The organism is Promicromonospora aerolata, assembly GCF_042682255.1.
In the GTDB taxonomy this organism is placed as follows: Bacteria; Actinomycetota; Actinomycetes; order Actinomycetales; family Cellulomonadaceae; genus Promicromonospora; species Promicromonospora aerolata.
The window spans coordinates 4,941,139-4,963,143 of the sequence record NZ_JBHUHF010000001.1; the positions used below are offsets into that span (position 1 = coordinate 4,941,139).

At 69.4% G+C, this 22,005-nt stretch carries 20 protein-coding genes; 10 read left to right on the plus strand and 10 right to left on the minus strand.

Translation table 11 applies throughout. The features are described 5' to 3' along the window. The 8 genes from ACFSL2_RS22035 (at position 1) to nrdF (ending at position 10,521) form a co-directional block, all read left to right on the plus strand. Positions 1-897, plus strand: coding sequence for a carbohydrate ABC transporter permease (locus ACFSL2_RS22035; protein WP_377199892.1), 897 nt, complete (start codon positions 1-3; stop codon positions 895-897). A gap of 46 nt (positions 898-943) precedes the next feature. Beyond that, positions 944-3,211, plus strand: a complete 2,268-nt coding sequence (gene yicI, locus ACFSL2_RS22040) for an alpha-xylosidase (protein WP_377199893.1) — start codon at positions 944-946, stop codon at positions 3,209-3,211. Next, positions 3,208-4,644 (plus strand): GH1 family beta-glucosidase, encoded by a 1,437-nt coding sequence (locus tag ACFSL2_RS22045; protein ID WP_377199894.1) that lies wholly within the window; start codon positions 3,208-3,210, stop codon positions 4,642-4,644. The genes yicI and ACFSL2_RS22045 overlap by 4 nt, the downstream gene beginning before the upstream one ends. A 72-nt stretch (positions 4,645-4,716) precedes the next feature. Beyond that, positions 4,717-6,201, plus strand: coding sequence for a serine hydrolase domain-containing protein (locus tag ACFSL2_RS22050; RefSeq protein WP_377199895.1), 1,485 nt, complete (start codon positions 4,717-4,719; stop codon positions 6,199-6,201). Positions 6,202-6,629: 428 nt separating this feature from the next. Next, positions 6,630-6,872, plus strand: a complete 243-nt coding sequence (gene nrdH / locus ACFSL2_RS22055; protein WP_020017613.1) for a glutaredoxin-like protein NrdH — start codon at positions 6,630-6,632, stop codon at positions 6,870-6,872. Positions 6,873-6,907: 35 nt separating this feature from the next. Beyond that, complete coding sequence (nrdI, locus tag ACFSL2_RS22060) at positions 6,908-7,342, plus strand: class Ib ribonucleoside-diphosphate reductase assembly flavoprotein NrdI (RefSeq protein WP_377199896.1); 435 nt, start codon at positions 6,908-6,910, stop codon at positions 7,340-7,342. A 41-nt stretch (positions 7,343-7,383) separates the two neighbouring features. Then, positions 7,384-9,489, plus strand: a complete 2,106-nt coding sequence (gene nrdE, locus ACFSL2_RS22065) for a class 1b ribonucleoside-diphosphate reductase subunit alpha (protein WP_377199897.1) — start codon at positions 7,384-7,386, stop codon at positions 9,487-9,489. 51 nt (positions 9,490-9,540) lie between these two features. Continuing rightward, positions 9,541-10,521: a class 1b ribonucleoside-diphosphate reductase subunit beta gene (gene nrdF / locus ACFSL2_RS22070; protein ID WP_377199898.1), complete on the plus strand. Its 981-nt coding sequence runs from the start codon at positions 9,541-9,543 to the stop codon at positions 10,519-10,521. Between the two features lie 121 nt (positions 10,522-10,642). Here the strand turns inward: nrdF and ACFSL2_RS22075 are convergent, their stop codons facing one another. From ACFSL2_RS22075 to ACFSL2_RS22085, 3 genes are all read right to left on the minus strand, one after another. Further along, on the minus strand, positions 10,643-12,169 hold the full coding sequence (locus ACFSL2_RS22075) for an MDR family MFS transporter (RefSeq protein ID WP_377199899.1): 1,527 nt from the start codon (positions 12,167-12,169) through the stop codon (positions 10,643-10,645). Positions 12,170-12,332: 163 nt separating this feature from the next. Then, entirely contained in the window at positions 12,333-13,964 is a 1,632-nt protein-coding gene (locus ACFSL2_RS22080) for an FAD-dependent oxidoreductase (protein ID WP_377199900.1), read from the minus strand. Positions 13,965-14,117: 153 nt separating this feature from the next. Next, positions 14,118-14,708 carry a helix-turn-helix domain-containing protein gene (locus ACFSL2_RS22085; protein ID WP_377199901.1) on the minus strand — a complete coding sequence of 197 codons (591 nt, stop codon included), beginning with the start codon at positions 14,706-14,708 and terminating at the stop codon, positions 14,118-14,120. Positions 14,709-14,817: 109 nt separating this feature from the next. Here ACFSL2_RS22085 and ACFSL2_RS22090 point away from each other — a divergent pair, with 109 nt between their 5' ends. After that, the gene (locus tag ACFSL2_RS22090; RefSeq protein ID WP_377199902.1) at positions 14,818-16,050 is read left to right on the plus strand and encodes a DUF1684 domain-containing protein; all 1,233 of its coding nucleotides are present in this window, start codon (positions 14,818-14,820) and stop codon (positions 16,048-16,050) included. 202 nt (positions 16,051-16,252) lie between these two features. On the opposite strand, the gene ACFSL2_RS22095 is transcribed toward ACFSL2_RS22090, so the two are convergent. The 6 genes from ACFSL2_RS22095 to ACFSL2_RS22120 form a co-directional block, all read right to left on the minus strand. After that, positions 16,253-16,579 (minus strand): DMT family transporter, encoded by a 327-nt coding sequence (locus ACFSL2_RS22095; RefSeq protein WP_377199903.1) that lies wholly within the window; start codon positions 16,577-16,579, stop codon positions 16,253-16,255. Then, positions 16,576-16,944 carry a DMT family transporter gene (locus ACFSL2_RS22100; protein ID WP_377199904.1) on the minus strand — a complete coding sequence of 123 codons (369 nt, stop codon included), beginning with the start codon at positions 16,942-16,944 and terminating at the stop codon, positions 16,576-16,578. Before ACFSL2_RS22100 ends, ACFSL2_RS22095 begins: the two co-directional genes overlap by 4 nt. Then, positions 16,941-17,477 carry a TetR/AcrR family transcriptional regulator gene (locus ACFSL2_RS22105; RefSeq protein ID WP_377199905.1) on the minus strand — a complete coding sequence of 179 codons (537 nt, stop codon included), beginning with the start codon at positions 17,475-17,477 and terminating at the stop codon, positions 16,941-16,943. Before ACFSL2_RS22105 ends, ACFSL2_RS22100 begins: the two co-directional genes overlap by 4 nt. A gap of 30 nt (positions 17,478-17,507) precedes the next feature. Continuing rightward, positions 17,508-18,218 (minus strand): DUF4386 domain-containing protein, encoded by a 711-nt coding sequence (locus ACFSL2_RS22110; RefSeq protein ID WP_377199906.1) that lies wholly within the window; start codon positions 18,216-18,218, stop codon positions 17,508-17,510. A gap of 101 nt (positions 18,219-18,319) precedes the next feature. After that, the gene (locus ACFSL2_RS22115; RefSeq protein WP_377199907.1) at positions 18,320-19,000 is read right to left on the minus strand and encodes a response regulator; all 681 of its coding nucleotides are present in this window, start codon (positions 18,998-19,000) and stop codon (positions 18,320-18,322) included. Next, positions 18,997-20,583: a sensor histidine kinase gene (locus ACFSL2_RS22120; RefSeq protein ID WP_377199908.1), complete on the minus strand. Its 1,587-nt coding sequence runs from the start codon at positions 20,581-20,583 to the stop codon at positions 18,997-18,999. The genes ACFSL2_RS22115 and ACFSL2_RS22120 overlap by 4 nt, the downstream gene beginning before the upstream one ends. A gap of 142 nt (positions 20,584-20,725) precedes the next feature. Between ACFSL2_RS22120 and ACFSL2_RS22125 the strand changes: the two genes are divergently transcribed. Next, the gene (locus ACFSL2_RS22125; protein WP_377199909.1) at positions 20,726-21,439 is read left to right on the plus strand and encodes a phosphatase PAP2 family protein; all 714 of its coding nucleotides are present in this window, start codon (positions 20,726-20,728) and stop codon (positions 21,437-21,439) included. Here the strand turns inward: ACFSL2_RS22125 and ACFSL2_RS22130 are convergent. Beyond that, positions 21,381-21,908 (minus strand): phosphoribosyltransferase, encoded by a 528-nt coding sequence (locus ACFSL2_RS22130; RefSeq protein WP_377199910.1) that lies wholly within the window; start codon positions 21,906-21,908, stop codon positions 21,381-21,383. The two genes, ACFSL2_RS22125 and ACFSL2_RS22130, sit on opposite strands and share 59 nt — an antisense overlap. Positions 21,909-22,005: the final 97 nt, after the last annotated feature.

A 22,005-nucleotide genomic window follows, 5' to 3' on the forward strand; every position in this document is an offset into this window, starting at 1 on the left:
ATGGCTGTCGCCACAGACGCACGACCGACCACACGACCGGCTCAGGTGCGCAGCACCGCCGTCGACTCCCGGTACCGGCGTGGACCCGGCCGGTGGCTCGTGCTGGCCGCGGCGGTGCTCGTGGGCCTCGCGGTCCTCGCACCGTTCGGGATCATGCTGCTCAACGCGTTCAAGTCGCCGCAGGACTACGCGGCGAACGGGCCCCTGGCCCTGCCGTCCGGTCTCTACCTCGACGGGGTGGTGGCGTTCTGGGAGCGCACCGAGTTCCCCGTGAAGCTCTGGAACTCGATATTCATCTCGGCGGTCGTGGCCGTGCTCGGCGCACTGCTGTCGCTGTTCAACGCCTACGCGATCGGCATCGGCCGGGTGAAGGGGCGGCTGTGGATCGTCGCGCTGTTCCTGCTGGCGAACATGCTGCCGCAGGAGGCCCTGATCTACCCGCTGTTCACCATGGCGCAGTCGGTGGGGCTCTCCAACTCGCAGTGGTCGGTGATCATCATCTTCACCGTCATCCAGTCGGCGTTCGGCACCTACCTGCTCTCCTCGGTGCTGGGCACGTTCCCGCCGGCGCTGCTGGAGGCCGCGGCGCTCGACGGCGCGAGCCGGTGGCGCATCCTCTGGCAGGTCGTGTTCCCGATCGTGCGGCCCACGCTCTCGGTCCTGATGATCTTCTTCTTCATCTGGACCTGGAACGAGTTCTTCATCCCGCTGGTCATGCTGACCAGCAACGACACCCAGACCATCCCCATCGCCCTGGCGTCGCTGCAGGGCGATCGCATGATGGACGCGCCGACGATCAACGCGGGCTCGCTCGTCTCCCTCGTGCCGGCCGTCGTGTTCTTCCTGATCTTCCAGCGCACCCTGACCCGGGGCGTCACGGCGGGGGCGGTCAAGTGACCGCGCCCCGCCCTGCCCACCACCACGCCGAGAGGTTTCACCAGCCATGAGATTCACCGACGGCTACTGGCAGCTGCGCGCCGGTGTCGAGATGCTGCGCCCCCGGGACATCGACTCCGTCGAGGCCGGTGACGACACGCTGACCGTGTACGCGCCCACCGCGCAGATCACGCGGCGCGGCGACACCCTGAACCGCCCGGTCGTCACGGTCACGTTCGACGCTCCGGCCGACGACGTCATCGGCGTACGCATCGAGCACCACCAGGGCCGCCGTGACCCCGGTCCGCATTTCGCGGTCAACCGTGAGCCGGGTGCGGTCAAGGTGGTGGTCCCCGAGTCCGGGCCCGCCGAGCTCACCTCGGGCGGCCTCACGGCCCGTGTCTCCACCGACGGCCCGTGGCACGTCGACTTCGTGGCCGACGGCGCGGTGCTCACCTCGTCGTCGGACCGGAGCATCGGGATCGCGAGCACGCCCGACGGCGAGTTCGTGCACGAGCAGCTCGCGCTCGGCGTGGGCGAGCACGTCTACGGTCTGGGGGAGCGGTTCGGCGCGTTCGTGAAGAACGGCCAGAGCGTCGACGTCTGGAACGAGGACGGCGGCACCGCGAGCGAGCAGGCCTACAAGAACGTGCCGTTCTATCTGACCGACCGGGGCTACGGCGTGTTCGTGGCCCACCCCGAACGGGTCTCGTTCGAGGTGGGGTCCGAGGTGGTCAGCCGCACCCAGTTCTCCGTACCGGGGCAGTCGCTCCAGTACTACGTGATCCACGGGCCCACGCCCGCCGAGATCCTGCGGCGGTACACGGCGCTGACCGGCCGCCCCGCCGTCGTCCCCGCCTGGTCGTACGGGCTGTGGCTCTCGACGTCGTTCACCACGAACTACGACGAGGAGACCGTCACCAGCTTCATCGACGGCATGGCCGAGCGGGACATCCCGCTGTCGGTGTTCCACTTCGACTGCTTCTGGATGCGGCAGTTCCACTGGTGCGACTTCGTGTGGGACCCGGCCACGTTCCCGGACCCCGAGGGCATGCTCGCCCGGCTGCACGAGCGCGACCTGAAGGTCTGCGTGTGGATCAACCCGTACATCGCTCAGCGCTCCCACCTGTTCCGCGAGGGCCGGGAGAAGGGCTACCTGGTCACCACGGCCGAGGGCGACGTGTGGCAGTGGGACAAGTGGCAGGCCGGCATGGCGCTGGTCGACCTCACCAACCCCGAGGCCACGACCTGGTACACGGACAAGCTGCGGGTGCTGCTGCGCCAGGGCGTGGACAGCTTCAAGACCGACTTCGGCGAGCGCATCCCCACCGACGTCGTCTGGCACGACGGGTCCGACCCGCAGCGCATGCACAACTACTACGCCCACCTCTACAACAAGCTGGTGTTCGAGCTGCTGGAGGAGGAGCGCGGGCGTGGCGAGGCGGTCGTCTTCGCGCGGTCCGCGACGGCCGGTACGCAGGCCTACCCGGTGCACTGGGGCGGCGACTGCGAGTCCACGTTCGTCTCCATGGCGGAGTCCCTGCGCGGTGGCCTGTCGCTGTCGCTGTCCGGGTTCGGCTACTGGAGCCATGACATCGGCGGTTTCGAGGGCACGCCCGATCCGGCGGTCTTCAAGCGCTGGGCCGCCTTCGGCCTGCTGTCGTCGCACTCCCGCCTGCACGGGTCCAGCTCCTACCGTGTGCCGTGGGCGTTCGACGACGAGGCGGTCGACGTCACCCGTAAGTTCACGAAGCTGAAGCTGCGGCTCATGCCGTACCTCGGCCGGCTCGGCCACGTGGCCGCGCAGGAGGGCGTGCCCGTCATGCGCCCCATGGTGCTGCAGTTCCCCGAGGACCGGACGGCCGCCAACGTCGACACCCAGTACATGCTGGGGCCGGCGCTGCTGGTCGCGCCGGTCTTCCACGAGTCCCGCGCGGAGTACTACGTGCCGGAGGGGGAGTGGACCCGGCTGCCGGAGGTGAGCGGTGCCGGGCAGGAACCGGTCGTCACCGGCCCGCGGTGGGTGGCGGAGGAGCACGGCTTCGACACCCTGCCCCTGCTCGTCCGGCCCGGCACGGTGCTGACCGTCGGTGATCGAGATGACCGGCCGGACTACGCGTGGGCCGAGGGCGTGACGTTACGCTGCATCCGTCTGCCCGAGGGGTACGACGAAGAAGTCCTGGTCCCCGGAGGCACGGGCGCGCCCGCGACGTTCCGCGTGCGGTGCGTCTCCGGCGTCGTGCAGGTGACCAGTGACGACGCTCCTGGCGACTGGAGCGTCGAGAATGAAGGACGGACCGTTCGGGCCACCGGCCCAGGAGAGGTGACACTGTGAGTGCACGGAGTTTCCCCAGCGACTTTCTCTGGGGCTCGGCGACCGCTTCGTACCAGATCGAGGGCGGCGCGACCGAGGGCGGGCGGGGCCCGTCCATCTGGGACACGTTCTCGCACACCCCCGGCAAGACCCTGAACGGGGACACGGGTGACGTGGCCGACGACCACTTCCACCGGTGGCAGGAGGACGTCGAGCACATCAAGAACCTGGGCCTGGGTGCGTACCGGTTCTCCATCTCGTGGTCGCGCGTGCAGCCGGGCGGGTCCGGCGAGTTCAACCCCGAGGGCATCAGGTTCTACTCGGACCTCGTGGACGGCCTGCTCGCCGCGGGCGTCAAGCCCGTCGTGACGCTCTACCACTGGGACCTCCCGCAGGAGCTGGAGGACGCCGGCGGCTGGACCAACCGGGAGACGGCCCACGCCTTCGCCCGCTACGCGCGGCGGATGGCGGAGGAGCTGGGCGACCGCATCGACGTCTGGACCACCCTCAACGAGCCGTGGTGCACGGCGTACCTGGGCTACGGCTCGGGCGTCCACGCGCCGGGCCGCACGGAGCCCCTGGCCGCGCTGCAGGCGGTGCACCACCTGAACCTGGCGCACGGCCTCGCCGTCCAGCAGATCCGCGAGGTGCTCGGCGACTCCGCCAAGACGTCGATCACGCTCAACCTGCACGTCTTCCGGCCGGACGACCCGTCGTCCGAGGCCGACCTCGGCGCCGTCCGGAAGGTCGACGCGCTGGCCAACCGGGCCTTCCTCGGCCCGGTGCTCGAGGGTGCGTACCCGGCGGACCTCCTGGAGAACACGGCCTCGGTCACCGACTGGTCGTTCGTGCAGGACGGCGATCTCGAGCACATCGCGCAGCCGCTGGACGTGCTGGGCGTCAACTACTACTCGACCGCGCGGGTCAAGCACTTCTCCGGCGAGGGCGAGCGGCAGCAGGCCGACGGGCACAAGAACTCTGCGGGCACGCCGTGGATCGCGGCGGACGACGTCGAGTTCCTGCCGCAGCCCGGCCCGTACACCGCCATGGGCTGGAACATCGAGCCGGCGGGTCTCACGGACCTGCTGGTCTCGCTGCGCGACTCCTACCCGGACCAGCCGCTGATGGTCACGGAGAACGGTGCCGCGTTCGAGGACACCGTGGTGACGGAGGACGGCGTCGCCCGCGTGCACGACGTGGAGCGGGTCTCCTACCTGCACGACCACGTCGACGCCCTGGGCCAGGCCCGCGACAAGGGCGTGGACGTGCGGGGGTACTTCGCGTGGTCGCTGCTCGACAACTTCGAGTGGGCCTACGGCTACGACCGCCGGTTCGGCATCATCCGCGTCGACTACGAGACGCTGGAGCGCATCTGGAAGGACTCTGCGCACTGGTACCGCCGCCTGGCGACGACGAACACCCTGCCGGCCACGGACGACGTGTCGCCCGCCTGACCTGGCTGGGCTGCCGGGGCCCGGTGACCGAACTCGTGTTTCCGGGTCCGTGTGCTTCGGTACCTTCGGGGGATGAGCGAGTCGGACGATGTGCTGGGTGTGGTCCTGAGCGGTGTGGTCGGCGGTCTGCGAGGTGCCGCTCGGGTGCCCGCCCTGTCCGCGGCGGTGGGCCGCGGGGGAGACGTGGTCTGGGCCGGCGCGGTCGGCGCCCCGGCCCTCGCGGACGCCGGCCCGACCCCGCAGCACGCCTTCCGCATCGGGTCCATCACCAAGCCGATGCTCGCCGTGGCGGTCCTCCGGCTCGTCGAGGAGGGCAAGGTGGCGCTGCACGACCCGGTCGGTGCGCATCTGCCCGACGCGCCCGCCGCGGACGCCACGATCGCCGAGCTCCTCAGCCATACCAGCGGCCTGCCCGCCGAGCCGGCGGGCCCCTGGTGGGAACGGGCCGGTGGCTCGACCTGGGAGCAGATCGTCGCCTCCCGCCTGCCCCGGCTGGTCGCGCCCGGCATCCGGTACCACTACTCGAACGTGGGCTACGCGGTGCTCGGCCGGCTCGTCGAGGTGGCGCGCGGGCGGGCCTGGGACGAGGTGCTGCGCGACGAGCTGTGGGACCCGCTCGGGATGACCGCCACCGGGCGCACGCCCGTGGGCCCCCACGTCGCGGGGTATGCCGTGCACCCGCACGCCGACCTGGTGCATCGCGAACCCGTCGCCGAGTACCTGGCCATGGGCCCGGCGGGCGAGCTGTGGTCCACACCGGCGGACCTCGTGCGCTTCGGCATGTGGCTGGCCTGCCACGACACCCTGGGTGCGGCGGGCGACGCCGTCCTGCCGGCCGCCACGCGCCGGCTGATGACCGCGCCCCGCGTGGTCGTGGACGAGCCGGGCGCCGCCTGGACCGGTACCTACGGCCTCGGCGTGCGGATCCGCAAGGACCTGATGGACCTCCCGGGTACGGGCGGCGTGCCCGTGCGCACGGTCGGCCACTCCGGTTCGGTGCCGGGCTTCACCGCCGACCTGCGGGTGGACGCCGGGACGGGCGACGCCGTAGCGGTCATCGGCTCGAGCACCGGCGGGTTCGGCGACGGGACGGGCCTGCTCGCGGCACTGCTGAGCACGCCGTCCGGTGTCGGGCACCGGCCCACCGCGGAGCGGGCGAGCCGGGGTGTGGCACCGTACGGCCGTAGCGGCGAAGTTGCGGGCCGGGTGCCCGGCGCCCCGCCGACGGCGCCACCGGGGCTCGGAGCGGGCGTCCTGGACCTGACCGGGCCCTGGTACTGGGGTCCCACGCCGTACACGCTGCGCGCCGAGGGCGGCCGGCTCGCGCTGAGCGGGGCGGCGGGCGGCCGCAGTACCGAGTTCGCGCCGGGCGACACGCCCGGCGAATGGGTCGGTGTGACCGCCGGTTACTGGCACGGGGAGACGCTCCGGCCCGTCGAGCGCGACGGGCGGGTCGTGGCGCTGGACGTCGGCACCTTCTGCCTCACCCGGAGCCCTTACGCCCCGGACGTGGAGATCCCCGGCGGGCACGACGCCACCGGCTGGTACCCGCTCTGACCGGTCGGCCGTGACCGGTCGGCCGTGGCCGGCTCCCGCCGGTCCGCTGTGACCCGATTCACTGCACCGGCCGGCGCTCGCGGGACACGCCGAACGGTCGCGACACGCCGCGGACCGAGATCACTTTTCGAGCCGTGAAGGCCCCGTGAGGTGCCGCTTTCCAGGCCCCCGGCGACAGGTGCGGGAAGCCGCCCGGGAGGCCGTGCACGCCGCCTCCCAGGCGGTGTCGGAGGCTCGTGGCAGCATGGTCCATGGACGTCACGAGCAGTTCCGGCGTGGGGTGTCGTTCGTCCTCAACCACTACATCTCGTAGCCAGGCAGATGTCAGACACAACGTGTAGTGTTTGAAGCAGCGGGAGACGCAGACCCGCAAACAAAGCACACCAACGTAACTTCACAGGTGTCCTTCGAGGTCAGAGGAGGCGGACATGAGCGTCACGGTCTACAGCAAGCCGGCGTGCGTCCAGTGCGACGCGACGTACCGGGCACTGGATCGTAAGGGTGTCGAGTACACGGTCGTCGACATCACCCAGGACGCTGAGGCGCTCGAGATGGTTCGCGGTCTCGGGTACCTCCAGGCGCCGGTCGTCGTGGCCGGTGACACCCACTGGTCGGGCTTTCGCCCCGACCAGATCAGCGCGGTCGCCGCGCTTCAGGCCGCCTCGGCCTGACCTGAATTACCGCAACGTCGGCAAGGAGGCGTGACGTGGGTTCTCTCGTCTACTTCTCCAGCGTGTCGGAGTACACGCACCGGTTCGTCGAGAAGCTTGGACTCGAGGAGCTGGGGATGTCGGTGCACCGGATCCCGCTGCGCCCGGCCGACGGCTTCCTGCGCGTGGACGAGCCCTACGTCCTCATGGCCCCCACCTACGGTGGCGGCAACGAGGGCGGGGCCGTCCCGCGGCAGGTGAGGAAGTTCCTCAACGACGAACACAACCGGTCGCTCATTCGCGGCGTCATCGCTGCGGGGAACACCAACTTCGGGGCTGCGTACTGCATTACCGGGGACATCATCGCTGCGAAGTGCGACGTCCCGTACCTGTACGCCTTCGAACTCTTGGGCACTGCGCAGGACGTCACGCGCGTCCGCAACGGATTGGGACGATTTTGGCAGCAACAACCACAGAGCCTCTCCGCCTGAACGGTGAAGGGCTGGGCGAGGTCCCCCTGGAGCCCCTCCAGATGGACTACCACTCGCTCAACGCCATGCTGAACCTGTATGGGCCGGACGGGAAGATCCAGTTCGAGAAGGACCGCGAGGCGGCTCGCCAGTACTTCCTGCAGCACGTCAACCCGAACACCGTCGAGTTCGAGTCGCTCGAGGCGAAGCTGGAGCACCTCGTCGAGGCCAAGTACTACGACCAGGCCGTGCTCGCGAAGTACTCCGGGGAGTTCGTCAAGGAGCTGTTCCAGCTCGCGTACTCGAAGAAGTTCCGCTTCGAGACGTTCCTGGGTGCCTTCAAGTACTACACCTCGTACACGCTCAAGACGTTCGACGGCAAGAAGTACCTGGAGCGCTTCGAGGACCGTGTGGCCATGGTCGCGCTCGGCCTGGCCGACGGCAGCGAGCAGACGGCGCGCGACATCGTCGAGGAGGTCGTCGCCGGACGGTTCCAGCCGGCGACACCGACCTTCCTCAACGTCGGCAAGGCGCAGCGCGGCGAGCCCGTGTCCTGCTTCCTGCTGCGCATCGAGGACAACATGGAGTCCATCGCGCGCAGCATCAACTCCGCACTGCAGCTCTCCAAGCGCGGCGGCGGCGTGGCGCTGCTCCTGAGCAACATCCGCGAGCACGGTGCGCCGATCAAGCACATCGAGAACCAGTCGTCCGGCGTCATCCCCGTGATGAAGCTGCTGGAGGACTCCTTCTCCTACGCGAACCAGCTCGGCGCACGTCAGGGTGCCGGTGCCGTGTACCTGCACGCCCACCACCCCGACATCATGCGGTTCCTCGACACCAAGCGGGAGAACGCGGACGAGAAGATCCGCATCAAGACGCTCTCGCTCGGTGTGGTCATCCCGGACATCACGTTCGAGCTGGCCAAGAAGAACGCTGACATGCACCTGTTCAGCCCGTACGACGTCGAGCGGATCTACGGCGTGCCGTTCGCCGACGTCTCCATCTCGGAGAAGTACGACGAGCTCGTGGCCGACGACCGCATCCGCAAGACCACGATCAGCGCTCGTGACTTCTTCCAGACGCTCGCGGAGCTGCAGTTCGAGTCCGGGTACCCGTACATCATGTTCGAGGACACGGTGAACGCGGCCAACCCGATCAAGGGCCGCATCACGCACTCCAACCTGTGCTCGGAGATCCTGCAGGTGTCGACCCCGTCGACGTTCAACGAGGACCTCTCGTACAGCGAGGTCGGCCGGGACATCTCCTGCAACCTCGGCTCGCTGAACATCGCCAAGGCGATGGACTCGCCGGACTTCGGCCGCACGATCGACACCGCGATCCGCGCACTGACCGCGGTGAGCGACCAGACGTCGATCGAGTCGGTCCCGTCGATCAAGCGCGCCAACGAGAGCGGGCACGCGATCGGCCTGGGCCAGATGAACCTGCACGGCTACCTCGCCCGCGAGCGCATCTACTACGGCTCCGAAGAGGGCATCGACTTCACCAACATCTACTTCTACACCGTCGCGTACCACGCGATCAGGGCGTCCAACCGCCTGTCGATCGAGCGGAGCACGAAGTTCGGTGGGTTCGAGGACTCGAAGTACGCCACCGGCGAGTACTTCGACAAGTACGTCGAGCAGGAGTGGAAGCCGGCGACGGAGCGCGTCGCGCGGCTGTTCGCCGACGCCGGTGTTGCCATCCCGACGCAGGACGACTGGCGCGAGCTGCGGGCCTCGGTCATGGAGCACGGCATCTACAACCAGAACCTCCAGGCCGTGCCGCCGACGGGTTCGATCAGCTACATCAACAACTCGACGTCGTCGATCCACCCGGTGCCTGCCAAGATCGAGATCCGCAAGGAAGGCAAGCTCGGTCGCGTCTACTACCCGGCGCCGTACATGACCAACGACAACCTGGACTACTACCAGGACGCGTACGAGATCGGCTACGAGAAGATCATCGACACGTATGCCGCGGCGACGCAGCACGTGGACCAGGGCCTGAGCCTTACGCTGTTCTTCCCGGACACCGCCACCACGCGCGACGTCAACAAGGCGCAGATCTACGCGTGGCGCAAGGGCATCAAGACCCTGTACTACATCCGCCTGCGTCAGCTGGCGCTGGAGGGTACCGAGATCGAGGGCTGCGTCTCCTGCATGCTCTGACCGGTTCCTGCCGCCAGTCTCGCCCGTACCGCTGCTCCTGAAGGAACTCCCATGTCGCCAACCGGCAAGCTCAAGCTCATCGATCGCGTGACAGCGATCAACTGGAACCGCCTCGAGGACGAGAAGGATGCCGAGGTCTGGGACCGTCTCGTCGGTAACTTCTGGCTGCCGGAGAAGGTCCCGGTCTCCAACGACATCCAGTCGTGGAACACCCTCTCGGAGCACGAGAAGACCATGACCTCGCGGGTGTTCACCGGACTGACCCTCCTGGACACCATCCAGGGCACGGTCGGAGCGGTGTCGCTGATCCCGGACTCGCTCACCCCGCACGAGGAGGCGGTGTACACCAACATCGCCTTCATGGAGAGCGTGCACGCGAAGAGCTACTCCTCGATCTTCTCCACGCTGCTGTCCACGCCGGAGATCGACGACGCCTTCGAGTGGTCCGAGAACAACGCGAACCTGCAGAAGAAGGCGGAGATCGTCCTCGACTACTACCGGGGCGACGACCCGCTGAAGCGCAAGGTCGCCTCGACGATGCTCGAGTCGTTCCTGTTCTACTCCGGCTTCTACGCGCCGATGTACTGGTCCTCGCGGGCGAAGCTCACGAACACGGCCGACCTGATCCGCCTCATCATCCGGGACGAGGCGGTGCACGGGTACTACATCGGCTACAAGTACCAGAAGGGCCTCGCGCAGCTCACGCAGCCCGAGCAGGACGACCTCAAGGCGTACACGTTCGACCTGCTCTTCGAGCTGTACGAGAACGAGGTCGAGTACACCGACTCGCTCTACGGCGAGCTGGGGCTGACCGAGGACGTCAAGAAGTTCCTGCGGTACAACGGCAACAAGGCCCTGATGAACCTGGGCTACGAGGCGTTGTTCCCCAAGGAGGACACCGACGTCAACCCGGCCATCCTCGCGGCGCTGTCACCGAACGCGGACGAGAACCACGACTTCTTCTCGGGGTCCGGCTCGTCGTACGTGATCGGCAAGGCGGTCGAGACCGAGGACGACGACTGGGACTTCTGACACCACGTCGGGAGCCCGTCGCGCATAGCGGCTGATCAGAGGCCCGGAACCGCAGATTCTTGCGGTTCCGGGCCTCTTTGCGTGCAGCCAGCGGATTTCGCCTCTGGCATGCCTGGTCGGGCTAGTGGCCGCCGTGGAGCTCGCCGTCGCTCTCCGGGCGCTTGATCATCGTGGCGAGCCCGATGGTCAGCGCCATGACGCCGGCACCGATCCCGAACGCCAGACCGGCGCCTTCGGCCATCGCTGCCGCGCCGGACGACCCGCCGTCTTCCAGGGATGCCGCCCGGATGGTCATGATCGCGATGAAGAGCGCGGTACCGGCGGCACCCGCGACCTGCTGCACCGTGTTGAGGATGGCCGAACCGTGCGAGTACTGCTGCGGCTTGAGCACCCCGAGTGCGGCGCTGAACAGTGGCGTGAACACGGAGGCGAGGCCGACCATGAGCAGGATGTGCGCGCCGAGGATGTAGAAGATCGACGTCGTCGGCGAGATGAACGCGAACGCACCGCTCGCCACCGTGACCACCGCGGTGGCGGGGATCATGATCGGCCGGGGACCGAACCTGTCGTACCAGCGGCCGACGACCGGGCCGAGCACACCCATCGCGACGCCTCCCGGCAGCATGAGCAGGCCGACGGTCAGCGGCGCCATGCCGAGGGCGTCCTGCAGGACCAGCGGCAGCACGATCATGGTGCCGAACATCGCCATCATCGCGACCGCCATGATGATGACGGCGACGCGAAAGTTCGACTCGAGGAACGTGCGCAGGTCGAGCAGTGCGGAGTCGGTGCGCTGCCGGGCGATCTGCCGCCAGATGAACAGGCCGAGCACCGCGAGGCCCACACCGAGCGGGATCCACGGGTTGATGGCCGTGGCATGCTGCGCCGCCTCGCCCAGGCCGGAAAGGCCCCACACGACACCACCGAACGCGACCAGTGCGAGCAGCAGTGACAGCGGGTCGAGGTGGTGCTCGTCCTTGTCGGACACGTCGCGGATCCACAGGATGCCGGCGATCAGGGCGAGCGCCGAGATCGGCAGGACGACGCCGAACACGCCGCGCCAGCCCAGGGGGTCGAGGACCGCACCCGACAGCGTCGGGCCGAGCGCCGGCGCCAGCGCGATGACCAGCGTCACGTTGCCCATGATCCGGCCGCGCCTGTGCGGCGGGACGATGGTCATGATGGTCGTCATGAGCAGCGGCGTCATGATGGCCGTACCGGTCGCCTGCACCACGCGTCCGGTGACGAGGATCGCGAAGTTCGGCGCGATCATCGCCAGCGCCGTACCAACAGTGAACAGCGCCATCGCCAGCAGATAGGCGCCGCGCGTGCCCAGCCTGTTGATGAGGAAGCCCGTCGCCGGGATGACCACGGCCATCGTCAGCATGAACGCCGTGGTGAGCCACTGGCCCGTCGTGGCGGTCACACCCAGGTCGGCCATGATCGGCGGCAGCGCCACGGACATCGTGGTCTCGTTGAGGATCACGGTGAACGCGCTCGCCATGAGCAGCGCGATGACGCGGAGATGGCCCGGGGCGAGCTTGTCGGTGCGTGACGGCACGGAGGTGTCACTCGGTGCGCCGTCGGATGTGGCCGCAGTGGTCGGTGGATCGCTCAGGTGGTCGGACGTGTCAGTCGTGGCACTCATGGGCTTGCCCTCTCGTACAGCGCGTGGGACGAGATCGAGAGCGACGTTGCACGCGACCTGCTTCTGACGAACAAGGCTGGCTCCGCACCGGCAAGATCGTCAAAGATCTTTGCCAGTCCGGCAAATCTCGCAGGCGGCTCGGTGCCCCTTCCGGATCTGGCGTTCACAGCTCCCCGCGCGCCAGGTTGCCCGCCCGCCACGTCAGCAGGCCGCCGTCCAGGTTGACCGCGTCCCGTCCCCGCCCGCGCAAGAGGCATACCGCGCTGTGTGCGCGTTGGCCCACCTGGCAGTGCACGATCAGCCGTCCAGGAGGTAGTTCGCCGAGCCGGTGCCTGAGCTCGTCCAAGGGGAGGTTGATCGCACCGGGGATCGCTTCTGCGGCGAACTCGGCTGCGGTGCGCACGTCCACGACGGTCGCTCCAGCTGCTCGCGCCGCCTCGACCTCGTGCCACTGGATGTTCGCGGTGGTCCCGTTGGCCAGGTTCTCGGCCAGGTAGCCGAGCATGTTGACGGGATCTTTGGCCGTGCCGTACTGCGGGGCGTATGCCAGCTCCAGTCGCAGGAGGTCCGACGCGCGCATCCGGGCGGCCATGGCGGTGGCGAGGACGTCTATGCGTTTGTCGACGCCTTCGGTACCGACGGCTTGCGCGCCCAGGATCTGGTCGGTCTGGGCATCGATGAGCAGCTTGATCGAGAGGGGAGTGGCACCGGGGTAGTAGCCGGCGTGGGCGAGCGGATGAATGTGGACGATGCGGTGTCGGCGTCCCGCCGCGCGCAGCCTCTTCTCGTTCCAGCCGGTCACCGCCGCGGTCAGGCCGAGTACGCTGATCACGGCCGTGCCCTGGCTGTCCCCGTCGTGCACCGCCCGGCCTGCGATCGCGTCCGCGGCCAGCCTGCCCTGCCGGTTGGCGGGACCGGCCAGTGGCACAAGGCCCGCCTGGCCGGACACGGCGTCGGTCTTCTGGACCAGGTCGCCGACCGCGTGGATCCGGGGATCTCTGGTGCGCAGTGATGCGTCCACCACGACGCCGCCGTCCGGGCCGGTCGTCAGACCGGCCGCGGCGGCGAGGCGGCTGTCCGGCCGCACCCCGATGGCCATGATCACCAGGTCGGCAGGCAGGGTCGAGCCGTCGTCCAGCACCACGGTGGTGGCGTCGATGCGCTGGATTCCTGAGCCCAGGTGCACCGAGACGCCCTGAGTGCGCAGGTGGTCGAGCACCGGCTGGGCCATCTCCGGGTCCAAGGGCGGTAGCACCTGCCCGGAGAGTTCGACGAGTGCGACCGACAGCCCCCGGGTGTGGAGGTTCTCGGCCATCTCCAGCCCGATGAAGCCGGCGCCGGCCACGACGGCGGTGCGTGATCGTGCCGCGGCCTCTGCGATGACATCGGCGTCGGCGACATCTCGTAAGGTCAGTGCTCGCTCCGCTCCAGGGACGGAGGGGACCACCGGAGCGGCACCGGTGCTGAGCACGAGGTGGTCCCAGTCCTGCGTGTAGTCGACACCGGCACGGTGGTCTCGGACTTGCACCGTCTGCGCGGCACGGTCGATCGTCAGCACTTCATGGCGTACCCGCACATCGAGCGCGAATCTGTCGTGCAAGCTCTCGGGGGTCTGCAGCAGCAGCGCCGATCGGTGTTCGATGGTTCCGCCGATGTAGTAGGGCAGGCCGCAGTTGGCGAACGAGACGTGTTCGCCTCGTTCGAGCACGATGATCTCGGCGTCCGGTACGAGCCTGCGCACCCGTGTGGCCGCTGACATGCCACCGGCCACGCCACCCACGATGACAACCTTCATCGTTGCGTTCTCCTGCCTCTGGTGATGCCCGAAGCCACCGCGGCCTGGGTCGATGCACGAGACTGGCTCGGCGCGCGGGAGAACACCAAAGCTGTTTGCCGCTCTGGCAAACGTCACGGGGGAAGGCCGTGGTCGCCCGGCTGGTGACCTAGATCATTTCCTCGAGGTGGTGCGGGCGCGGATGTGCGCGCGCTCGCCCTGTCGTCCGATGAGGCAGAGGTATTCCACGGGCTGGTTGGTTGCGGCGCCGAACCAGTGTGGTGTGCGGGTGTCGAACTCGGCGGCTTCACCGGGCGAGAGGACCAGGTCGTGTTCACCGAGCACGAGCCGTAGCTGTCCGTTGAGGACGTAGGCCCATTCGTACCCCTCGTGGGTCTTGGGGGCGGGCTGATCCGAGGGGCGGCCTCCGGGAATGATGAACTTGTAGGCCTGGATGCCGCCGGGACGCCGGGTCAACGGCAGGACCGTCATGCCCCCTCTGCAGCTGATGGGGCGTAGGTGAATACGCGGATCACCGGTGGCGGGGGCGTCGACCAGCTCGTCGAGCGTGACGCCGTGGGCTCTCGCCAGTGGTAGCAGTTGTTCCAGGGTCGGCCGCCGGGAGCCGGACTCCAGCCGGGACAGCGTGCTGACGGAGATGCCGGTAGCGGCCGACAGCTCGACCAGCGTGGTCTCACGTTCATGGCGGAGGTTGCGCAGCCGGGGCCCGACGGCGTCCAGGCCTCCGCCCTTCTCATCGTTCATGGCAGGGAGTTTGCCAGAACGGCAACAATGTTTGCAAGATCCTGTTGCGTCCTCGCACGGTGGCACCTGAAGGCGCTCGTTCCGGGCGTCAACAGGAACAGGAGGATCTATGTCTACTGAGGACTCTGGCGACCCGGGTGTGCCGGTGGAGTACGCGACCTGGCGGAAGAACCGTTGGGAGGAGGTCGCCGGCCCGGGCGGGAAGGCGGGCACCGTCCAGCTGGCCATGGTCTCGCATCCCGAACCGGGGGTTCCGGGTCTGCCTGGTCGATGGGAGGTGAGCGCGTCGGGGGTCTTGACTCTCACCGTCACCGCTGCGGACGGCGTGTCGATCGGCGGGCGGGCGGTGACCGGTGCGGTGGACGTGGAGTCCGGCAGCCAGGTGGAGCTCGCTGACGGGCGGGTGTGTTTCGTCCAGGGACGGGGTGGAACCTACGGCATGGTCGTCTGGGACCCGTCCGCACCGGTTCTCACGGGGCTGCGTGAGATCGCGACCTATCCCTACGATCCGAGCTGGGTCGTCGACGCCGAGTACCGGCCAACGCCGGGCCGTACCGTCGAGATGGGGCGGCTGACCAGCCCGCGGAGCAAGGAGATGGTCTCCGCCCCGGGCGACCTGGTCGTCGAGCTCGGCGGCCAGGAGCACACCCTGCTGGTGATGGAATCCGTCCCCGGCCTGCGGCTGGCGGTATTCACCGATCCCAGCAGCGGCACCGACACCCCCGAGATCGGTCGATGGCTGATCCTCCCCCCGGACGAGGGCAGCACCTTCCGGGTTGACTTCAACCAGGTGATCCTGCCCCACCACGTGTTCTCCACGGCGTTCCCCTGCCCGATCCCGCTTGAAGCGAACCATCTTCCGGTTGTCGTCGACGCCGGAGAACGTGCGCCCGTCCTCGACGAGAGGAGCGGGAGCACGGTGACAGAGCCCGACAAGAAAGGACAGGACGGAACAATGGAACCCGAGCTGACGGAGAAGGCGGTCCAGTACCTGCGGCACCTGGAGAAGTTCGACTTCGCAAGCATGCGTGCGATGTGCGCGGACACAGCCACCGTCTGGCACAACGACGGCAAGGGCGAGCAGACGATCGAGGAGAACCTCGAGCAGCTCAAGCAGATGACGGGCGGCGGCGCCGCGCTGCGGTACGACATCGTCCGGCAGTTCCAGAAGCCCGACGAGGTGCTCCAGCAGCACGTGCTGCACATCAGCATGCCCGGCGGGTCCGGCATCGAGCTGCCCGTGGCGATGTACTTCGGTTTCAAGGACGGTCTCATCGACCGGATCGAGGAGTACGCGAACATGACGCCGCCCGGCGAGGGCAACGTGAGCGACGACAGCTGATCCAACGCTGGGGGATCTTCGGCACCTGGGCACGACCGGCAAGCTGGCCGGCTTCGCGCCTGGTGCCAGCAACGAGTTTCCTCACGTACCTAGCGGCTGACCAGAGGCCCGGAAGCGCAGAATTCTGCGGTTCCGGGCCTCTTGGTGTGCCGACTCCCCGAAGAGCGGGGCGGCCGCGGCTGTCAGATCTCCGTCCCGGTCGTCAGTGGGTCTGGGAGCCGAGCTCGATCACGAGCACCCCGATCGCGATCAGGACGATCCCTGCGGCCATCCGCCACGTGAGCGTCTCCTTGAAGAAGAAGCGGGCCCCGACCGCGGTCAGGGCCACTCCGCTGGCGGCCCAGATGCCGTACGCGATGCCGACGGGCATGCCGTTGGCCAGGGTGAGGGTCAGGAGCCCGAACGCGGTGAGGTACCCGATGACGATCGGGGCGATCCACACCTTCTTGCGCAGGCCTTCGGAGGCGCGCAGGGACAGTGTGGCGGCGACCTCGGTGAGGACCGCGCCGGCCAGGATGAGCCACGTCAACGGATCTCCTCGGCTGCTTGGGCTGCCCCGACGGGCTTGGCGGCGGACGTGTGGTGCCCGGTCTCCACGAGGACGATGCCCGCGATCACCAGCGCGATCCCGATAGCGATCGTGAGCGTGAACGGTTCCCCGAAGATGGCCGAGGCCGTGACGGCGGTCAGGGCGACGCCGGCGGCGGCCCAGATGCCGTAGACGACACCGATCGGTGCGCCGAGCCGGAGCAGCAGCGACAGGGCCACGAAGGCGCCGGCGTAACCGAGGGCGGCCAGAGCCCACCACCACGGGTTGTCGATCGCCGCGCGCAGAGCGAGGGTCGCGGTGACCTCCATGACGATCGCGCCGGCCAGGACGAGCCACTGCCTCATACGGACGTCTCCTCGATCAGTTCGGTCAGCTTGCCCAGCACCGCCGCGCGCTGTGCGGGCGTCACGCTGAGCATGTCCGTGGCCTCGGTGATCCACATGCCGTGCGCGGCCAGCCACACGAGCAGGAGGGGGGCGGAGTCCGCTCCCTCCCCGAACGCGAACCAGCCGCGCAACCAGGCCAGCCAGGGGCCCGACAGCTGAGGGCGCCGGACCGCCTCGGCGAAGACGGCGAACTCGCCCTGGGTCGCCTCGCCCGATCCCGCGAAGCGCACGAAGGCCTGCACTCGCTGGGCCAGCGTCGACTCCTCGGGTGGGATGCCGAGCACCTCGCACAGTTCGGTCTGCCACCGGTCGATGACGTGCCCGATGATGCCCGCCATCAGCGCGTCCTTCGACGGGAAGTGGTACATCAGCCCGGCCTTGGTCAGGCCCGCCTGCCGGGCGACCGACTCATAGGTGATGTCGGCGCCGTCCACGGCGTCGACGACGCGCAGGGCCGCGTCCAGGATCTCGGTGCGGGAACTGGGCCTCATGGGCAATGTTTACCGTACGTACGGTAAACATTACAACCCTCGACGGACTCCCGCCGGGACCGGGTTGGTCGGGGCCGGGCGCGTTCGGGCCGAGTGCCACAGCAGCCAGCCGATCATCCAGAACTCACCGATTGTCGCCGGGATCAGGAGCACGGCGGCAATCTGTTCGGCGTCCGGTGCGAGGTAGGCGACGAAGGCGTTGAGCACGTACGCGCCGCCGCCGGCCACCAGGGTCCAGCCGAGCGGCCGCGGCATGCCCGACCGCAGTGCGAGAACCCCCATGGGGACCAGCCAGAGCCCGAAGAAGAGGGCACTGACGCCCCAGAAGCTGCCGCCGAGGACGTACAGGAGCTGGGCGCCACCGGCGGTCTCGGCGGACGGCGGTGCGAGGGCGAGCTCCAGCGCCGCGCCGAGGCACGCCGCGCTGGCGAGGAACGCCACCGCGTTCATCAGCCCGAAGGCGGCCAGCGAGCCGGCAGCGAACGAGTCGACGCGCCGGAACAGCCGGTAGAACCACAGCCCGACGAGGGCTTGGACGGCGACGAGCGCGAGCTCCAGACCGATACCCAGGCGGGCGAGCGCCTCGTTCGCGACCAGGTGGTCGAGCGTTGCCGCCGCACTGTCCGGGTCGAACAGCATCGGGCGGATGACCAGAAACCCTGGGACGGCGACGACGGCCAGCGCAAGGTAGAGCAGGCCCGTCGTGCGGGCCGTGCGGGGGTGCAACGTGGACGAGCTCATGGCTTCCCTCTCGGCGAGACTTACGGCGTAAGGCAACCTTACGGCGTAAGGGGCGAGGGTGGGAAGGGTGAGATCTCCTGACCGGCCAGCGCGGCCAGGGGCTACTGCAACGCCGTCCTCGCCTGCGCGGCGATCAGCGCGGCCTCGACCCGGTTGCGCGCCCCGGTCGTACGCAGGATCGAGGTGATGTGCACCTTGACCGTGCCCTCCGCGAGATGGAGGGTCGCGGCGATCTCCGGGTTGGCAAGACCGTCGCCCACCAGGGCCAGAACCTCCTGCTCCCGCCGGGTGAGGCGCTCGAATCGCTCCCTGGCGTCCTGCTGTGCGACGAACCGCGTGCCCAGCCCCGTCTGCAGGAGCCGTCGCGATACCGCGGGCGAGAAGTAGGCGCCGCCCGCCGCCGCCGCGTGGACCGCCAGCAGCAGCTCCCGCGGATCACCCGACTTCAGCACGAAGCCGTCGGCGCCCAGCCGGATCGCTTCCGCGACGTAGGCGTCCTCACCGAACGTGGTGACCATGAGGCACGGCAGATGACCGGCCGTGCGGCGGATCTCGGCGAGGGCCTCCAGGCCGTTCATGGCGTCCATACGCACGTCGAGCAGTACGACATCGGGCCGGTGCGCCCGGACCGCCGCCACGGCCTCTTCCCCCGAGGACCCCTGTGCCACGACGCGGACGCCGTCGTCCGTCTCCAGGATCCCGGCGATCCCCGCGCGGACGAGGGGCTCGTCGTCGGCCAGGACCACCCGGGTCGGTGCGGTGGGACCGGGCCCGCCGCTCATCGCGCGCCCCCGACCAGGAGCTCCTTCGACGCGACGCGGTCGCCCGCCCAGCAGATCCGGTAGGCGTCGCCCGACGCGTCGTCCAGCGAGTCCACCGTGACGGCGTAGTAGCCGCACGACGCGTCGGCCCCCGGAGGCGGGTCGAGGGTGGCCGCAGGCAGCAGTAGCTGTACGCGCGAGCGGCTGTCGCCGACGGAGATGCGGGCAAAGGTCGCAGGTTCGATCAGCGCGCGCCGTGCATCGAGGTGGTCCGCGAGCTGGATGGCGGCCGCCACCGCGACGAGAGCGGCGGTCGGCACCAGCACCGCCGTCAGCAGCAGCGCTCCGCCCCGGCGGCGGGCGCGGTTGAGTCCGTGGGTCACCACACTGGCGTCCCGGGTCGCCGCACCGCGAGTCGGCATAGCGCGGGGCGGCGTAGCGCTGGCGGGGTCGCGTCCGTGCGGTGGTGAGCTGATCGTCGTGCCCGCCGGATCGTCCGACATGGGGCGCAGCTCGGCACGCAGGATGAAGTCACCGTCGCGCGGGCCGGCCTGGACGGATCCGCCCACGGTGCGCACGTGCTCGCCCAGCGACCGGAGGCCCGTGCCGCCGACCGCAGCAGGCGGATCGCCGCCCGGCACCGGCCCGGCGACGGCGCCCGGCAGGGGGTTGTGCACGGTCACGACGAGCCGTCCGGTCCTGGTCGCCAGCTCTACGCGGACCGGCTGACCGGCGGCGTGCTTGAGCGCGTTCGTCAGTCCCTCCTGGACCACCCGCACGACGGCGGGGCCGAAGGCGGCCAGGCGTTCGGCGCCGGGCGATCCCGTGACCTCGACGTCGGCGCCCGCGAGGCGCGCGTCGCGCACGAGCACGTCGAGGTCTGCCTGACCGGTCGCTGACGGACCGCCGTCAGCGAGGCCGGTACGAAGGGTCTGGACGGAGGTGCCCAGGCGGGCGACCGCATCGGAGACCTGGCGCCGCGCGAGCCCCACGGACTCCCGGACGGACGTGGCCGCCGCCGGTCCGTGCCGGGTCGTCGCGTTCCCCTCCAGCTCCAGCTCCAACCGGCCGAGGTTGACCGCGACGAGGCTGAGAGCGTGCCCCAGGTCGTCGTGCAGGCTCTCGGCGAGGTGCAGCCGCTGCCGGGCAAGGTCGGTCTCGGCACGCATCTGCTGGGCTTCCTGGTCCCGGATCAGCGCCATCGCCGCGTCGGCCTCGCCGGCCCGGCGGGCGCGCCACGCGATGGCCACCGACCAGGGCAGCACGCCGGTGACGACACCGCGTGCGGTGGCGACGAGCACATCACGCAGGTCTGCCCAGCCGGCCAGGGCGGCGACGGCAGCGGCGCCCGCCGCGACAGCCATGGCGAGGACGCCCAGCCGGGCACCACTGCGGGACAGCCCGAGCGGTGCCGCGGCGGCGGCCAGCGCGAGCATCCACCACGGGTTCACGCCTGCGAGCACCAGCAGGACCGCGAACGCGGTCGCGGCGACCACGCCCGCGGGCGGGACATCGGTGTGCTCATCGGTGTGTTCGGTGTGTTCGGTGTGTTCGGTGTGCTCGATGGTGTGCTCGGGCTCGGCGCTCTGGGGCGGCTGGGTCACCACACCATCGTCGCCGACGGTCCGCGGCGCGCGCTTCCGGCCCTGGTCTGATCTTCGCCAGGGGACAGTAGGACCACGGGTGTAGCCAGCACCTGACCTACGCCAGATCCGCAGGGTCTCGCCGATTCCTAGCGTTCTCGGCATGTCCACAACACGCCATGCACCACCAGCCGTCCGGCGGGCCACGCCGAGCCGGGCCGTGGTCCCGCGCGCCGTCCTGCCTGCCGCGCTCAGCGCCGTCCTGGGGCTGAGCGCTCTCGCGGCCGTCGCCTGGCCCGCACGCGAGAGCCTCTTCGAACAGGTCGCCGGAGGGGCCGCCCGTTCGCCGCTGGCCGGCCTCGCTGGGCTGGTCGCCGACAAGGGGTTGCTGGCGCTCGTCGTGATCACGGCGTGCCTCGCCGTGTTCACGTGGCGTCGTGATCGCTCCCGGTTCGGCCTGCTGGCCGCTGCGGGAGTCGGCACCCTCTGCGCGTACGGAACCAGCGAGGTGGTCAAGCTCATGGTCGCGCAGGAACGGCCCTGCAGGGTTGGCGAGGTGGCCACGGTGCTGGACTGCCCACCGCCGGGCGACTGGTCCTGGCCCAGCAACCACTCGACCATCGCGGGCGCCCTGGCGGTGGCGTGCCTACTCGTCGCACCACGACTCTGGCTGATGGTCGTACCGTTGGCGCTCGCCGTCGCCGGAGCCCGCGTCGCCGCCGGCGTCCACCATGTGCACGACGTCGCGTCAGGGCTGGCCCTCGGCGTGCTGGTCACCTGCCTGGTGGGCCTGTGCGTGCACGCGGGCGTTCAGCGGGTCACGCGTCGATCGACTTCGCGCCGGTCACCGGAGGCTCGGCGGACCACGGGAAGGTGATCCACAGATCGGTGTCCTTCCACGAGTAGTCCGGCTGGATGATCGTGCGCGGCTTGGTGAACAGCACCGCCGAGCGGGCCTCGGCGCCCTGCTTCTCCAGGAGGTCCATGACCAGGGCCAGGGTGCGGCCGGAGTCGGCGACGTCGTCCACCACCAGCACCTTGGCCCCGGGCAGCTCGGACGTGTCCATGAGGGGTGGCAGCACTCGGGGGTCGTCGAGGGTCTTGCCGATGTCCGTGTAGAACTCGACGTTCAACGTCCCGACGCCCTTGGTGCCGAGCGCGTACGCCATGGCGCCGCCAGGAACGAGGCCACCGCGCGCGACGGCGATCACGACCTCGGGCACGAACCCGCTGTCCACCACCTTGTGGGCCAGGTCGCGCACCGCATCGGGGAACGTCTCCCAGGTGAGCACCTCGCGCTCCGGCATGGGAGCGGACTCGGTGGCAGGGAGATCAGTCGACGTCATGGGAAGACCCTACGAGACGTGGCGGGCACCCGGCTCGGGCACCCGCCACGTCTACGCCGTGACCAGCGGCGATGCGCACGTCGCGTGCGCTAGATCT

What these genes read in the sequence shown, in the direction of transcription:
- nrdE (WP_377199897.1), top strand. Translation starts at nt 7,384, where the DNA reads ATGGACTACCACTCGCTCAACGCCATGCTGAACCTGTATGGGCCGGAC.
- ACFSL2_RS22130 (WP_377199910.1), bottom strand. Translation starts at nt 21,908, where the DNA reads ATGACGTCGACTGATCTCCCTGCCACCGAGTCCGCTCCCATGCCGGAG.
- ACFSL2_RS22125 (WP_377199909.1), top strand. Translation starts at nt 20,726, where the DNA reads ATGTCCACAACACGCCATGCACCACCAGCCGTCCGGCGGGCCACGCCG.
- ACFSL2_RS22085 (WP_377199901.1), bottom strand. Translation starts at nt 14,708, where the DNA reads ATGAACGATGAGAAGGGCGGAGGCCTGGACGCCGTCGGGCCCCGGCTG.
- nrdH (WP_020017613.1), top strand. Translation starts at nt 6,630, where the DNA reads ATGAGCGTCACGGTCTACAGCAAGCCGGCGTGCGTCCAGTGCGACGCG.
- ACFSL2_RS22090 (WP_377199902.1), top strand. Translation starts at nt 14,818, where the DNA reads ATGTCTACTGAGGACTCTGGCGACCCGGGTGTGCCGGTGGAGTACGCG.
- ACFSL2_RS22100 (WP_377199904.1), bottom strand. Translation starts at nt 16,944, where the DNA reads ATGAGGCAGTGGCTCGTCCTGGCCGGCGCGATCGTCATGGAGGTCACC.
- ACFSL2_RS22080 (WP_377199900.1), bottom strand. Translation starts at nt 13,964, where the DNA reads ATGAAGGTTGTCATCGTGGGTGGCGTGGCCGGTGGCATGTCAGCGGCC.
- nrdF (WP_377199898.1), top strand. Translation starts at nt 9,541, where the DNA reads ATGTCGCCAACCGGCAAGCTCAAGCTCATCGATCGCGTGACAGCGATC.
- ACFSL2_RS22050 (WP_377199895.1), top strand. Translation starts at nt 4,717, where the DNA reads ATGAGCGAGTCGGACGATGTGCTGGGTGTGGTCCTGAGCGGTGTGGTC.
- yicI (WP_377199893.1), top strand. Translation starts at nt 944, where the DNA reads ATGAGATTCACCGACGGCTACTGGCAGCTGCGCGCCGGTGTCGAGATG.
- ACFSL2_RS22105 (WP_377199905.1), bottom strand. Translation starts at nt 17,477, where the DNA reads ATGAGGCCCAGTTCCCGCACCGAGATCCTGGACGCGGCCCTGCGCGTC.
- ACFSL2_RS22115 (WP_377199907.1), bottom strand. Translation starts at nt 19,000, where the DNA reads ATGAGCGGCGGGCCCGGTCCCACCGCACCGACCCGGGTGGTCCTGGCC.
- ACFSL2_RS22075 (WP_377199899.1), bottom strand. Translation starts at nt 12,169, where the DNA reads ATGAGTGCCACGACTGACACGTCCGACCACCTGAGCGATCCACCGACC.
- ACFSL2_RS22035 (WP_377199892.1), top strand. Translation starts at nt 1, where the DNA reads ATGGCTGTCGCCACAGACGCACGACCGACCACACGACCGGCTCAGGTG.
- ACFSL2_RS22110 (WP_377199906.1), bottom strand. Translation starts at nt 18,218, where the DNA reads ATGAGCTCGTCCACGTTGCACCCCCGCACGGCCCGCACGACGGGCCTG.